13 protein-coding genes and 1 pseudogene are annotated in these 12300 nt (G+C 71.8%); 8 read left to right on the plus strand and 6 right to left on the minus strand.

From position 1 onward, the window contains the following. Nucleotides 1–236 precede the first annotated feature (236 nt). From IE275_RS35275 to IE275_RS35285, 3 genes are all read left to right on the plus strand, one after another. Nucleotides 237–1097, plus strand: a complete 861-nt coding sequence (locus IE275_RS35275) for a Sco1979 family transcriptional regulator (protein ID WP_189716720.1) — start codon at nt 237–239, stop codon at nt 1095–1097. Further along, nucleotides 1098–1352: a DUF397 domain-containing protein gene (locus tag IE275_RS35280; protein ID WP_057580268.1), complete on the plus strand. Its 255-nt coding sequence runs from the start codon at nt 1098–1100 to the stop codon at nt 1350–1352. It abuts the gene before it with no gap. Between the two features lie 125 nt (nt 1353–1477). Continuing rightward, nucleotides 1478–2308, plus strand: coding sequence for an SAM-dependent methyltransferase (locus IE275_RS35285; RefSeq protein WP_189716721.1), 831 nt, complete (start codon nt 1478–1480; stop codon nt 2306–2308). A gap of 88 nt (nt 2309–2396) precedes the next feature. Here IE275_RS35285 and IE275_RS35290 read toward each other — a convergent pair. Both IE275_RS35290 and pdxR read right to left on the minus strand, forming a co-directional pair. Continuing rightward, a pseudogene (locus tag IE275_RS35290) lies at nt 2397–2756 on the minus strand (protein-tyrosine phosphatase family protein); the annotation flags it as partial. 34 nt (nt 2757–2790) lie between these two features. After that, nucleotides 2791–4230: a MocR-like pyridoxine biosynthesis transcription factor PdxR gene (gene pdxR, locus IE275_RS35295; protein WP_189716722.1), complete on the minus strand. Its 1440-nt coding sequence runs from the start codon at nt 4228–4230 to the stop codon at nt 2791–2793. Nucleotides 4231–4277: 47 nt separating this feature from the next. Between pdxR and IE275_RS35300 the strand changes: the two genes are divergently transcribed. Beyond that, nucleotides 4278–4847 carry a carboxymuconolactone decarboxylase family protein gene (locus IE275_RS35300; RefSeq protein ID WP_189716723.1) on the plus strand — a complete coding sequence of 190 codons (570 nt, stop codon included), beginning with the start codon at nt 4278–4280 and terminating at the stop codon, nt 4845–4847. Nucleotides 4848–4866: 19 nt separating this feature from the next. Here IE275_RS35300 and IE275_RS35305 read toward each other — a convergent pair whose 3' ends face one another. The 3 genes from IE275_RS35305 to IE275_RS35315 all read right to left on the minus strand — a co-directional run bounded on the left by IE275_RS35305 (nt 4867) and on the right by IE275_RS35315 (nt 7916). After that, a complete protein-coding gene (locus tag IE275_RS35305; RefSeq protein ID WP_189716724.1) occupies nt 4867–6354 on the minus strand; it encodes a glutamate synthase subunit beta in 1488 nt (495 codons plus the stop codon). Nucleotides 6355–6511: 157 nt separating this feature from the next. Beyond that, nucleotides 6512–6991, minus strand: a complete 480-nt coding sequence (locus IE275_RS35310; protein ID WP_189716725.1) for an anthrone oxygenase family protein — start codon at nt 6989–6991, stop codon at nt 6512–6514. A 220-nt stretch (nt 6992–7211) separates the two neighbouring features. Next, entirely contained in the window at nt 7212–7916 is a 705-nt protein-coding gene (locus tag IE275_RS35315) for a DUF2293 domain-containing protein (protein WP_189716726.1), read from the minus strand. A gap of 243 nt (nt 7917–8159) precedes the next feature. Between IE275_RS35315 and IE275_RS35320 the strand changes: the two genes are divergently transcribed. The 3 genes from IE275_RS35320 (at nt 8160) to IE275_RS35330 (ending at nt 9921) form a co-directional block, all read left to right on the plus strand. Continuing rightward, a complete protein-coding gene (locus IE275_RS35320; protein ID WP_189716727.1) occupies nt 8160–8801 on the plus strand; it encodes a nucleoside/nucleotide kinase family protein in 642 nt (213 codons plus the stop codon). Nucleotides 8802–8850: 49 nt separating this feature from the next. Continuing rightward, entirely contained in the window at nt 8851–9354 is a 504-nt protein-coding gene (locus IE275_RS35325; protein ID WP_189716728.1) for a PPOX class F420-dependent oxidoreductase, read from the plus strand. 132 nt (nt 9355–9486) lie between these two features. After that, nucleotides 9487–9921 (plus strand): CBS domain-containing protein, encoded by a 435-nt coding sequence (locus IE275_RS35330; RefSeq protein ID WP_189716729.1) that lies wholly within the window; start codon nt 9487–9489, stop codon nt 9919–9921. A 57-nt stretch (nt 9922–9978) separates the two neighbouring features. On the opposite strand, the gene corA is transcribed toward IE275_RS35330, so the two are convergent. Further along, entirely contained in the window at nt 9979–11106 is a 1128-nt protein-coding gene (corA, locus tag IE275_RS35335; RefSeq protein WP_189716730.1) for a magnesium/cobalt transporter CorA, read from the minus strand. Between the two features lie 267 nt (nt 11107–11373). Between corA and IE275_RS35340 the strand changes: the two genes are divergently transcribed. Next, nucleotides 11374–12168 carry a methyltransferase gene (locus IE275_RS35340; RefSeq protein WP_189716731.1) on the plus strand — a complete coding sequence of 265 codons (795 nt, stop codon included), beginning with the start codon at nt 11374–11376 and terminating at the stop codon, nt 12166–12168. Nucleotides 12169–12300 lie beyond the last annotated feature (132 nt).

The raw sequence follows: 12300 nt of genomic DNA on the forward strand, positions 1-12300 counted from the left end.
TGAAAAATGCAGAGTGCTGTGTGACGCGGTGCGACGCCGTGGCAGACTGCTCGCAACAGCACGTTGAGCGGCGCCAGTTGGGATCACCGGAGATCCGTACGTATTCGTACAGATCTTCGAAAATGGGTCTTCGAATGGCGCCGTAAGGCTGTCAGGATTCGTCTCGTTTTACCGGCCGGTCGCGGCCCAGTGCGGCCAGGCGACCGGCCGTCCAGGGCTTTTGGTGGAGGTGGAGCGTGAGCGAACCGCGGTCCGCGCCGACCGTCGGACAGGTCGTCCTCGGCCGGCGCCTGCTGGACCTGCGGGAACGCGCAGGGCTCAAGCGCGAGGAGGCCGCCCGTATCCTCCGTGTCGCGCCCGCCACCGTCCGCCGGATGGAGATGGCCGAGGTCGGCCTCAAGATCCCGTACCTCCAGCTGCTGCTGAAGGCCTACGGCATCACCGACGAGGAGGCCGAGGGGTTCGTGCAGCTGGCCGAGGAGGCCAACAGACCCGGCTGGTGGCAGCGCTTCCACGACGTCCTGCCCGGCTGGTTCTCGATGCACGTCAGCCTGGAGGGCGCCGCGGCGCTGATCCGCCAGTACGAGCCCCACTTCGTCCCCGGCCTGCTCCAGACCGAGGACTACGCGCGCGGGGTGCTGAGGTCCGGTGCCATCGGCCAGACCCGGCCGGAGGACATCGAGCGCCTCGTCGACCTGCGCATGCAACGCCAGGAACTGCTCACTCGTCAGGACGCGCCCCGGTTGTGGGTCGTGATGGACGAGACGGTGCTGCGCCGCCCGGTGGGCGGCCCGGAGGTGATGCGCGCGCAGATCGACAAACTGCTCGAAGCCACGAAGCTGCCCAACGTGACCCTCCAGGTCGCCCCGTTCGCCGGCGGGCCGCACCCGGGCACCTACGGCCCCTTCGTGCTCTTCCGATTCGCCATGCCGGAGCTTCCGGACATGGTCTACAGCGAGTACCTGACCGGCGCCGTCTATCTCGACGCGCGCAACGAGGTGGCGACCCACCTCGAGGTCATGGACCGCATGGCGGCGCAGGCCGCTACTGCACATCGCACGAAGGAGATCCTCCGGGATTTCCGCAAGGAGCTGTGAATGGATCGCATCAAGCCGCGCAAACGGGTCTACAACGGCATGCCCGCGCGGGACTTGGGAAGCGAAGGCTGGCACAAGCCGTGGAGTGGCGGGAACGGCGGGAACTGTCTGGAGGCGATGAAGCTCGCCGACGGCCGGATCGCCGTCCGTCAGTCCACCGACCCCGACGGTCCGGCGCTGATCTACACCACCGACGAGATGACGGCCTTCATCGAGGGCGCGAAGGCGGGAGAGGCGGACTTCCTGTTGTCCTGACGTGACTGCCGTGACGTTTCTGCTATGTCCCGGCCGTCTTTCGATTGTCTTTCTCCCGCTCAACTTCCTTATCTTGGTACTCAATTGATCAACATTGACCGCGTCAGACGCTTACGGAGTGCTTCATGACCGGGCAGGACCCCACCCCCCTTGTCCCCCTTGTTGAGGTTGTCGGGATCGACACCAGCAAGCCCCATCCGGCTCGGATGTACGACTGGTACCTCGGCGGCAAGGACAACTACCCTGTCGACGAGGCGATGGGCCGCCAGATGCTCGCGCTCGACCCGCGCGTCCCGGTGATGGCACGAGTCAACCGTGCCTTCATGCACCGCGCCACGCGCTGGCTGGCCGGGAACGGCATCCGCCAGTTCCTGGACATCGGCACGGGCATCCCGACCGAGCCCAATCTGCACCAGGTCGCGCAGGAGACCGCCCCGGACGCCCGGGTCGTCTACTGCGACAACGACCCGATCGTGCTGGCCCACGCGGCCGCCCTGCTCCGCAGCACGCCCTCGGGCGTCACGGAGTATCTCCAGGCGGACGTCCGCGACCCGGCCACCATCGTCGAGGGGGCCAGGAAGATCCTGGACTTCGGCCGGCCGGTGGCCCTGTCGCTGGTCGCGCTGCTGCACTTCGTCTCCGACGAGGACGGCGCGCACGAACTCGTCGACCGGCTGCTCGCCGAGCTGCCCTCGGGGAGCTACCTGATGATGACCCACGCCACCGCCGACTTCACCCCGGAGGAGTCCGCGGCGGCCACGGAGAAGCTCAAGGCCGCGGGCGTTACCCTGGCCCTGCGCTCCCGTGAGGAGTTCAGCCGCTTCTTCGACGGGCTCGACCTCGTCGAACCGGGCGTGGCGGTCGTACCCGACTGGCACCCGGAGCTGGGCGAACCCGTGCCCGGCCAGGACGACGGCGTCATCCCCGGCTACGGGGCGGTGGCCCGCAAGCCGTAGCCCTCGGTGCATATAAAGCAGTAGCCCCCGGCGTGCACAAGCCTCCGCCCCCGGTCGTTCGCCGGGGGCGGAGGGGGGGCCAGGTGGCTCAGAACCAGGTCAGCATGCGCCGCGGGGCGTCCACCAGGCGGCTCAGGGCGACGATCGGGAGCGGCGGCTGCTCGGCCTCGCTCCTGCTGAGGTGCAGTCCGTAGTAGATCTGCTCGATCGACGGCGGCCCGACCGCGAGGTTGCGCCGGACGGCCGACGACGAGGACTGCTCCCCGGTCTTCACCAGGTACGCCGCCGCCATCGTGCCGGTACGGCCGACGCCGGCACCGCAGTGCACGAACACCTTGCCGGGCGCCGCCGTGACCGTGTCGAGGAGCTGCTGCACCTGCGCGGGCTTCGGCGTCCGCCCGTCGCGGATCGGCAGCCGTACGACGTTCAGCCCGGCGTCGCGCGGTGAGGCGAGCTGGGAGGCGGCACCGGCACGCGATGCCTCACCGGGAGGCGGGCCCCCGGCGTGCGCCGGGCGGCAGTACTCCGCACAGTGCGTCCAGCGCCGCCCCGTACGCGTGCTCCGACGGTGTCGCGTACCCGACGACGAGTCCGTCCGGCGCCGTCATGTCCGTCTCGGGGTGCCGGAAGGCCGCGAGGCCGTCCAGGGCGATGCCCTGCCAGGCGGCCGCCTTGACCGTGGAGCGCTCGGTGCCGGGCGGCAGCCGCAGCACCGCGTGCAGCCCGGCCGCGACCCCGGTGACCTCGATGTGCGGCGCCTGGGCGGCGAGCGCCGCGACCAGCCGGTCCCGGCGCCCCCGGTAGCGCTGCCGCATCCGCCGCACATGACGGTCGTACGCGCCGGACGCGAGGAAGTCGGCCAGACCCAGCTGGTCCGGGACGCTCGCCCAGGCCTCGCGCTCGCCCTTGGCGGCGAGCACCCCGTCGACGTACCGCCGCGGCAGCACCATCCACCCCAGCCGCAGCGCGGGCGAAAGGCTCTTGCTGACCGAGCCGAGGTAGATCACCCGCTCCGGGTCGAGGCCCTGGACGGCGCCGACGGGCTTGCGGTCGTAGCGGAACTCGCCGTCGTAGTCGTCCTCCAGCACCACCGCGCCACGCGCGCGTGCCCAGTCGACGACGGCGGTCCGGCGGGTCGCGTGCAGGGGGCCGCCGGTCGGGAACTGGTGCGCAGGCGTGAGCAGGACGGCCCGTTCACGCCCCAGCCGGCCCACGCGCGCCCCGTCCTCGTCCAGCGGCAGCGGAACCGTCCGTACGCCCGCCGCCGCGAGCAGCTCCCGGTGGAAGCCCAGTCCGTACGCCTCGACGGCCAGCGGACCGCGCAGCACGCCGCCGGGGGCGAACAGCAGCCGCAGCGCGTGGGCGAAGCCGGAGCAGATCACGATCCGCTCGGGCTCGGTACGCACCCCACGCGCGCGGGCCAGGTACTCGGTCAGGGCCTCGCGCAACTCCCTGCGCCCGGCCGGGTCACCGGGCCCGAACACCTCGTTGGGCGCTTGTTGCAGGGCTCGCTTGTAGGAGGTCAGCCAGGCCGTGCGCGGGAACGCCGACGCGTCCGGCGTGCCCTGCCTCAGATCGTGCAGCGGCCCACGCGCGCGTGCGGGTGTCTCCACCGGTGTCCGCTCGGCGGGACGCAGGGGGTCGGCCCGCTCGGCGACCCGGGTCCCGGAGCCCTGGCGCGCGGTCAGCCAGCCCTCCGCGACCAGCTCGGCGTAGGCGTCGGCCACCGTGTTGCGGGCGACCCCGAGATCGGCGGCGAGTGACCGGTACGGCGGCAGCCGGGTGCCCGGAACGAGCCGCCCCTCGCGTACGGCGTCCCGCAGCGCCCGGATGAGCGCGGCCCGCCGCCCACCCGGACCGGACAGCTCCAGGTGCAGGTCGGCGCCGATCCGCTGCGCGGAATTGACCCACGAATCCTCCATGGAAATGCACCCTACAGGGGGTCTTTCCGGACCCTAGATTGGAGGACATGACGACGAACAGCATCGCCACCGCCGAGATCGCCTCCTCCGCCACCGCCGCTCCCTCCACCGCTGCCGAGGCCGCCCTGCCCGATCCCGCCACCGCGATCGCCTCCGCCGAGGCCGCGCGCACCCGGCTGGACTTCGGCCGGTCCGCCCGGCCGGCGTTCCGCGCCCTCATCGGCTTCGACGCCGCCGCCCGCGAGGGCCTCGACCCGGCCCTCGTCGAGCTGATCCAGATCCGGGCGTCCCACATCAACCACTGCGCCTACTGCCTGCACATGCACACCAACGACGCCCGCAAGGCCGGCGAGAGCGAGGACCGGCTGCACCTGGTCGCCGTCTGGCGCGAGGCGCGCCACTTCTTCACGGCCAAGGAGCAGGCGGCCCTGGCCCTGACCGAGGCGGTCACCCTGGTCGCCGACGGCGGTGTTCCGGACGACGTCTACGCCGAGGCGGCCGCCCGCTTCGACGAGCGGGAACTGGCCCAGGTCATCGCCCTGATCTGCGCGATCAACACCTGGAACAGGGTCGCGCTGGCCACCGGCAAGGTGGCGGGCACGGACGAGCGCCGCTGACCGATACCCGGGGGAGCGGTCACACGTGCAGCGGGCGGTCGTACGGCGAGATCGGCGCCGGCAGCCGCGAGGCACCCGTCAGATAGCGGTCGACGGCCGCCGCCACCGCCCGCCCCTCCGCGATCGCCCACACGATCAGCGACTGGCCGCGCGCCGCGTCCCCGGCGGCGAACACCCCGGGGACGTTCGTCGTGAAACCGCCGTCCCGGGCGATCGTGCCGCGCGGCTCCAGCGTCAGCCCGAGCTGGTCGGTGAGCCCGTCCGCCCGGTCGGGCCCGGAGAAGCCGAGGGCGAGGAGCACGAGGTCGGCGGGGAGCTCCCGCCCGCTGCCGTCCACCGGCGTGCGCCGATCGTCGACCTCGACGAGGTGCAGCGCCCGCACATGGCCGTCCCCGTCGCCCGTGAAGTGGAGCGTGGACGCGGCGAACAGGCGCGCGTCCGCGTCGGCCGCCGGCGCGGTCCGCAGATCGCGCGCCTCCTCGTGCGCGGCCGACAGCCGGTAGATCTTCGGATACGTCGGCCAGGGTTCCGTGTCCTCGTCGCGGTCGGCGCCCGGCTGCCGGTAGATGTCCAGCTGTGTCACGGACGCGGCCCCCTCGCGCACGGCCGTCCCGAGACAGTCCGCCCCGGTGTCGCCGCCGCCCACGATGACGACGTGCCGGCCGGCCGCGGACATCGGCGAGACCTCCAGGTCCCCCTCGCACACCCGGTTGGCCAGCGGCAGATACTCCATCGCCTGGTGGATCCCGGTCAACTCCCGCCCTGGTACGGGAAGTTCTCGCCACGCCGTCGCCCCGGTCGCGATCACCACGGCGTCGTAACGGGACCGCAGCTCCACCGCCCCGACGTCCCGCCCGACCGCCGTCGCCGTACGGAACTTGGTCCCCTCGTCGCGCATCTGCTCGATCCGCCGCTCCAGATGACGCTTCTCCATCTTGAACGCGGGGATGCCGTACCGCATCAGGCCGCCGATCCGGTCGTCCTTCTCGTACACGGCGACCGTGTGGCCCGCGCGGGTCAGCTGCTGGGCGGCGGCCAGCCCGGCGGGGCCGGAGCCGATCACCGCGACCGTTCGCCCGGAGAGCCGGTCCGGCGGCTTCGGCGGGGTGAACCCGTCCGCCCAGGCCCGGTCGGCCACGGCGACCTCGACGTTCTTGATGGTGACGGCCGGCTGGTTGATGGCCAGCACACACCCCGCCTCGCACGGCGCGGGACACAACCGCCCGGTGAACTCGGGGAAGTTGTTCGTCGCGTGCAGCCGGTCGCTCGCCGCCCGCCAGTCCTCCCGGGACACCAGGTCGTTCCACTCCGGGATCAGGTTCCCGAGCGGACACGCGTCGTGGCAGAACGGTATGCCGCAGTCCATGCAGCGGTCCGCCTGCCCGCTCACGATGGGCAGGAGCGCCCCCGGGACGTACACCTCGTCCCAGTCCCGGACTCGCTGCTCCACGGGCCGGCGGGGCCAGTCCTGGCGGGGCGTGGTCATGAATCCCTTGGGATCGGCCATGTCCGTCTTCCTCGCGTGCGTGTGCGCGACAGGCCGTGCGTCATCGGGCGGCACTCTTCCGGCCACGATACGTCTCACCGGCCCGCCGCGCAGAGCGCCGGACACCGCTTTCCCCGGGTGCGTGACCCGCGCCCGCCCGCGGCCCCGCGGCCTGGCGTCAGGCGATGGCCAGCACGTAGGAGACCGAGGCCGCGGCCGAGGCGACCGTGCGGACGTGGTTCCACGCCGTCCACTCGCGCACGTACGTCGGCCAGTACGTCGTCGCCTCCGGAGTGCCCGGTTCCAGCCGGGCCAGCGCGTCGTTGCGCGGCACGTTGGCGATCATCGTGACCCCGAACGAGCCGAACAGGTACAGCGCGCTGCCCAGCAGCAGTTCCACCGTCCCCTCGTCCGGCCACAGCACGAACGTCACCACGGCGATCACCGCGGCCAGCCCCGCCGACCCGACGAACACGAGCATGAACGCCGGCCGCACCGCCGTCACGTTGATCGCGTTCATCGCGGCGACACCCTGCGCGGGCGGCAGCGCGGCAAGCCCTCGCATCACGAAGGTCGAGAACCCGCAGAACACCCCGGCCACCAGCCCCGTGCCGAGCACGCCCAGCACCGTCAGCACGAAGTACGGCCCATCGATCATGTCAACGTCAACTCCCGCTTCGAACCGGATCACACCCGGAATCATCCGTCCTCACCAGTGAATGCCCGTACGTGAACGGTGACCATGGCCGAGCGGCGCCGAAACATAAGCGAGCGTCCAGACCCACGGGCGACCGACCCGGGACGACGGTCTCGCGCGCGGGGGCGACGGCTCCTCGTGCGGTGGCCTCGCGCGCCGCGACCCCGGCCGCCGCTCATGATCACGCGGGGCCCAGTCCCGCCTCCCACCCCCACTCGCACAGGATCCGCTCCACCTCCACCGAGATCCGCCGCCGCGCCTCGTACCGCGGCACCCCGCTCATCAGCAGCCGGTCGTACGGCGTCTCCAGATGCCGTACGGACGCCACGACCGCCGAGACCACGGCACGCTCGGACAGCGCCCGCCCGGCCGCGCTGCGCCCCACTCGCCCGCTGCCCCGCACCGACGCGTGCGCGGCCACCGCCCGGGCACGGTCCTCGGGGCAGCCCGGCAACAGGCGCAGGATCTCCGCCGTGAACGCCGCCTCGAACCGCACGTCCTGCTCCGCCCGCCGCCGTGCGTCCCGCACGCGGCGCCGCCGCCGCGCCTCCGCGTCCGCCAGGCACCGCGCCTCGGCCCGCGCCAGCCCCTCCTCCTCGACCAGGACGCCCTGCCGCTCGTAGCGCCCCCTGCGCCGGTTGAACCGCACCACCACCGCCGACAGCCCGCTCTCCTCCCGGGATCTGCGGGTCAGCGCCGTGTCGCCGCGCGGCAGGAACACCAGGTGCCCCAGGTCGGCGCAGTCCAGGCAGCGCGGCCCGTCGTCCTCCACGACCACCATCGGCGACGGACCGCGACGGCACCCGGCGCAGTGTCTGCGCCGCTGCGGCTGGATGACGAGAAGACCGGTGCGGGTCAGGGGAGTTGCGGGTGCTGCGGCTGCCATGAGGGCTTCATTCCCGCTGGTGGGCGTGGCGGCACGTCGTCAAGGACCCGTTCTGCCCGCCGAACGGCCGCTGTTGCCGCCCGGTCCGCGCACGCCTGGCCGGCCTCGCCGACCGGCTCCGGCCGGCTTCTGTGGGCTTTCGCTTCTCCGGCCTCTCCCGCTTCCTCGGCTTTCTCGGCTTCTGCGGCTTCTGCGGCTTCCTCGGGTGATCACCGTCCCCGTTCGCCGGGTGCCTGACGCATCATGGGCCGTGTGCGACTCGAAGCGATCACCTGGGAACGGCTCGGAGACCTGCTCGCCGAGCGGCTGCTCGACCTGAAGCCCGCCGACGGCAGCCCCTGGCCGCGCATCGCCTTCGACGGCGCCCCGGCGGCCCGGCCCGGCGACCTCGCCGAACGCGTCGCGGAGGCCCTGCGCATACGCGGCCGGCCCTCCCGGGTCGTGGACGCGCACGGCTTCCTGCGCCCCGCATCCGTCCGCCTGGAGTACGGCCACCACGACGCGGAGGCCTACTACGACGGCTGGCTCGACACCGGCGCCCTGTGGCGCGAGGTGTTCGGCCCCCTCGAAGCCGGCGGCGACGGACGGATCCTGCCCGACCTCTGGGACCCGGTCACCGACCGCGCCACCCGCAGCTCCTACGTCGAGCTCCCGCCCGGCGGCCTTCTGCTGCTGCACGGTCCCCTCCTGTTGCGCCACTGGTTCCCCTTCGACCTCAGCGTCCATGTCCTCCTCTCCCCGGGGGCCCTGCGCCGCCGCACCCCCGAGGCCGACCACTGGACGCTGCCCGCCTTCGAGAGCTACGAGCGGGAGACCGGCCCGGCGGCCACGGCCGACGTCCTCGTCCGCGCGGACGACCCGCGCCACCCGGCGTGGGGAGGCTGATCCGCCAAACCCCTTTTAAATGCGCGTGCATATAACTAGCGTGGGTGTCATGTCGATCCCATCGAGCGCCGCCGCATCCTCCGGTTCCTCGGGCTCCTCCGACGCCTCCGACGCCTCTGGCTCCTCGGCTTCCGCTGCCGCTCCTGGCGCCCCCGCCCCCTCTGTCTCCTTCTCCGACTCGGTCCGTGAGCTGCTGGACGGGCGGAACTTCGCCGCCGTCGCCACCCTCGGCCCCGACGGTGCCCCACAGAACTCGGTGGTCTGGATCAAACGCGAGGGCGACACCGTCCTCTTCTCCTCCACCGAAGGACGCCAGAAGGTGCGCAACCTCCTGCGCGACCCCCGTGTCAGCGTCTCGGTGTACGACCTCGCGAACCCCTACACCTCGGTCGAGATCCGCGGCACCGCCGAGATCCTCCCCGATCCGGACAAGCGGCTCCCGCACGAGCTCTCGCACAAGTACCTCGGCATCGACCCGCCCGCCGAGAAGGAGGACGAGATCCGCGTGATCGTCCGGGTCGTCCCGCGGCGGATCGTGGGCTTCTCGGCCTGATCACGGACCGGTTGGCGGGCCCGCCGCCGCACGGCTCCGGGTGCGGGCGCCCGTTGGTCCGGCGAGAATGTAGGGCGCCGGGACTAGCGGTGCTCCCGCGCCGCGCCGGCCGTCCGGCACCAGGAGGTACGCATGACCACCGCCGGAGAAATCATGCACCGGGGCGCCCGGTGGATCCCCGCCCACGAGACCCTCGACCGCGCCGCCCAGCTGATGCGCGAACTGGGCGTCGGAGCCCTGCCCATCGGCGACGACAGCGACCGGCTCTGTGGCATCCTCACCGACCGCGACATCGTCGTGGGCTGTGTGGCCATGGGCCACGACCCGTCCAAGGTCACCGCCGGAGAGATGGCCCAGGGCACCCCACGCTGGATCGAGGCGAGCGCCGACGTCGACGAGGTTCTCCGTGAGATGCAGGACCACCAGATCCGCCGGTTGCCCGTCATCGAGAACAAGCGGCTGGTGGGCATGATCAGCGAGGCCGACCTCGCCCGGCACCTGACCGAGGATCAGATCGCGTCCTGGGCCGAGAGCGTCTACGCCATGGCCGGGACGAGCCGGCACTGACGCACTGTCCGTGCGGGCACCGTCCGTGCGGGCGTCGGCGTTGTCGGCCGGCGCGTCTCAGAGCCAGCCGTTGCGCCGAAAGCCGCGGTACAGCACCAGACAGACGACGGATATCACGCCGAGCACCAGCGGGTAGCCGAACCTCCAGTGCAGCTCCGGCATGTGGTCGAAGTTCATGCCGTAGACCCCGCAGACCATCGTCGGGACGGCGATCACCGCGGCCCAGGCGGTGATCTTCCGCATGTCCTCGTTCTGCGCGACCGTGACCTGGGCGAGGTGCGCCTGAAGGATCGAGTTGAGCAGTTCGTCGAATGCGGCGATCTGCTCAGTGGCCCTCAGCAGATGGTCGGAGACGTCCCGGAAGTACGCCTGTATCTCCGGGTCGACCACCCGGACCGGCCGGTCGGCGAGGTCCAGCAGCGGACGCTTCAGCGGCACCACGGCCCGCTTCAGCTCCAGGAGTTCCCGCTTGAGCTGGTAGATCCGACCCGGGTCGGCCCGTGCGCCGTTCTCCGCGAAGACATCCGCCTCGACCTGGTCGATGTCGGCCTGCACGGCGTCGATGACGTTGAGGTAGTCGTCGACCACATGATCCGCGATGGCGTGCAGCACCGCCGAGGGGCCCTTGGTGAGCTGGCCGGGATCGGACTCCAGCTCCTCTCGCAGCGGGCCCAGCGAGCTGTGCCGTCCGTGCCGCACCGTGATGACGAAGTCCGGGCCGACGAAGACCATGATCTCGCCGGTGTTGACCACCTCGCTGGTCGACGTCAGCTGCTCGTGCTCGACGTAGCAGACCGTTTTGAACACCGCGAACAGCGTCTCGCCGTACCGCTCGACCTTCGGCCGCTGATGGGCCTCGATCGCGTCCTCGACGGCCAGCGGATGCAGGTCGAACAGCTCGGCGATGCCCGCGAACTCGTCGTTCGTCGGCTCGTGGAGACCGAGCCAGACGAAGCCGTGACGGTTCTTGCGGACCTGCTCCACCATGTCGACGAGATCGCCGGCCACCGGGGCGCGCACACCGTCCCGGTACGAAACGCAGTTCACCACCGAGGAGCCCAGTGGGGAGCGCGCGTGGTGGCTCAGGTCGACCCGCGCACGCCGTCGGCCCAACCGCGCCACCTTGCGCAGACCGCCGACCTTGTCGAGGCCGGTGACCTTCCGCAGATTCCCCGCCATGGTCATCTGGGTCTCCTTGCGTGTATCTCCTCGCGCCGCACACCTGCGCCCTGGCGCGCCAGTCTGCCAGGCTCGCGTATGCCGTGGGTAAGCCTGTGGAAGGGGAGGATTCCGCTTTGTTCCCGCCTGTGGACAACGCTGCGACGAAGCGGCGGTGACGCCGATTCCGGCCCTTCCCCGCCCGGTCCTCGACGGCGTCTACCCGCCTCCGGCGTGCGCAATCCGGCCGCGTCTACCACCTCGGACAAGCGGGGCAACTGGGATGATCACCGCATGACGCGAACCGACGGGTATCTCCTGGACAACGGGCAGACCGAGGCGGCCGAACGCTTCGACGCCTTCGCCGCCCTCTTCGACCCCACGACGTTCCGCCACCTCGAAGGGCTCGGCGTCGGCCCCGGCTGGCGCTGCTGGGAGGTCGGAGCGGGCGGCACCTCCGTGGTGTCCTGGCTCGCCAAGAAGGTCGGGCCCACCGGCAAGGTCGTCGCGACCGACATCGACATCAGCCTGCTGTCCGCCGTCGACCGCCCGCCGGTCGAAGTACGTGTCCACGACGTCGGTGCCGAGGAATCGCCGGGCGAGGGTTTCGACCTGGTGCACGCCCGGCTCGTACTGGTCCATGTCCCGGACCGGGAAGGGGCGTTGAGATCGATGGTCAACGCCCTGCGGCCCGGCGGACGCCTCCTCGTCGAGGACGGCGATCCGGCCCTCCAGCCCCTGATCTGCCCCGACGAGTACGGCCCCGAGCAGCAGCTGGCCAACCGCCTGCGGCACGGCTTCCGCAAGCTGCTCGCCGACCGGGGCGCCGACCTCTCCTACGGCCGCAAGCTGCCGCGTCTCCTGCGCGAGGCCGGGCTGCGCCGCGTCGAGGCCGACGCCTACTTCCCGGTCAGCTCGCCCGCCTGCGCGGCCCTGGAGTCCGCGACGGTCCGTCAGATCCGCGGCAGGCTCGTCACCGCCGGCCTTGCGACCGACGACGACGTCGACCGCCACCTGGCCAACGTGGCCTCGGGCAGCATGGACCTGGCGACAGCGCCGCTGATCTCGGCGTGGGGGAGGAAGGGGTAGAGGCCGGGGAGTTGTGGTGGGTCGAGGGGGCGTTGGGGGCACGGGCCGTTCGGCGCACGGCGGGCGTGGGGCACGTCGTGGCCGTAGAGGGACGGGGGACGGGGACGGGGGACAGGAGGCGCGGTGGGTGCC

Source organism: Streptomyces phaeofaciens (assembly GCF_014648915.1).
GTDB classification, from domain to species: Bacteria; Actinomycetota; Actinomycetes; order Streptomycetales; family Streptomycetaceae; genus Streptomyces; species Streptomyces phaeofaciens.

Coding starts and splice junctions, on each gene's coding strand:
- IE275_RS35280 (WP_057580268.1), top strand. CDS start 1,098: ATGGATCGCATCAAGCCGCGCAAACGGGTCTACAACGGCATGCCCGCG.
- IE275_RS35285 (WP_189716721.1), top strand. CDS start 1,478: ATGACCGGGCAGGACCCCACCCCCCTTGTCCCCCTTGTTGAGGTTGTC.
- pdxR (WP_189716722.1), bottom strand. CDS start 4,230: ATGGAGGATTCGTGGGTCAATTCCGCGCAGCGGATCGGCGCCGACCTG.
- IE275_RS35300 (WP_189716723.1), top strand. CDS start 4,278: ATGACGACGAACAGCATCGCCACCGCCGAGATCGCCTCCTCCGCCACC.
- IE275_RS35305 (WP_189716724.1), bottom strand. CDS start 6,354: ATGGCCGATCCCAAGGGATTCATGACCACGCCCCGCCAGGACTGGCCC.
- IE275_RS35310 (WP_189716725.1), bottom strand. CDS start 6,991: ATGATCGATGGGCCGTACTTCGTGCTGACGGTGCTGGGCGTGCTCGGC.
- IE275_RS35315 (WP_189716726.1), bottom strand. CDS start 7,916: ATGGCAGCCGCAGCACCCGCAACTCCCCTGACCCGCACCGGTCTTCTC.
- IE275_RS35320 (WP_189716727.1), top strand. CDS start 8,160: ATGGGCCGTGTGCGACTCGAAGCGATCACCTGGGAACGGCTCGGAGAC.
- IE275_RS35325 (WP_189716728.1), top strand. CDS start 8,851: ATGTCGATCCCATCGAGCGCCGCCGCATCCTCCGGTTCCTCGGGCTCC.
- IE275_RS35330 (WP_189716729.1), top strand. CDS start 9,487: ATGACCACCGCCGGAGAAATCATGCACCGGGGCGCCCGGTGGATCCCC.
- corA (WP_189716730.1), bottom strand. CDS start 11,106: ATGACCATGGCGGGGAATCTGCGGAAGGTCACCGGCCTCGACAAGGTC.
- IE275_RS35340 (WP_189716731.1), top strand. CDS start 11,374: ATGACGCGAACCGACGGGTATCTCCTGGACAACGGGCAGACCGAGGCG.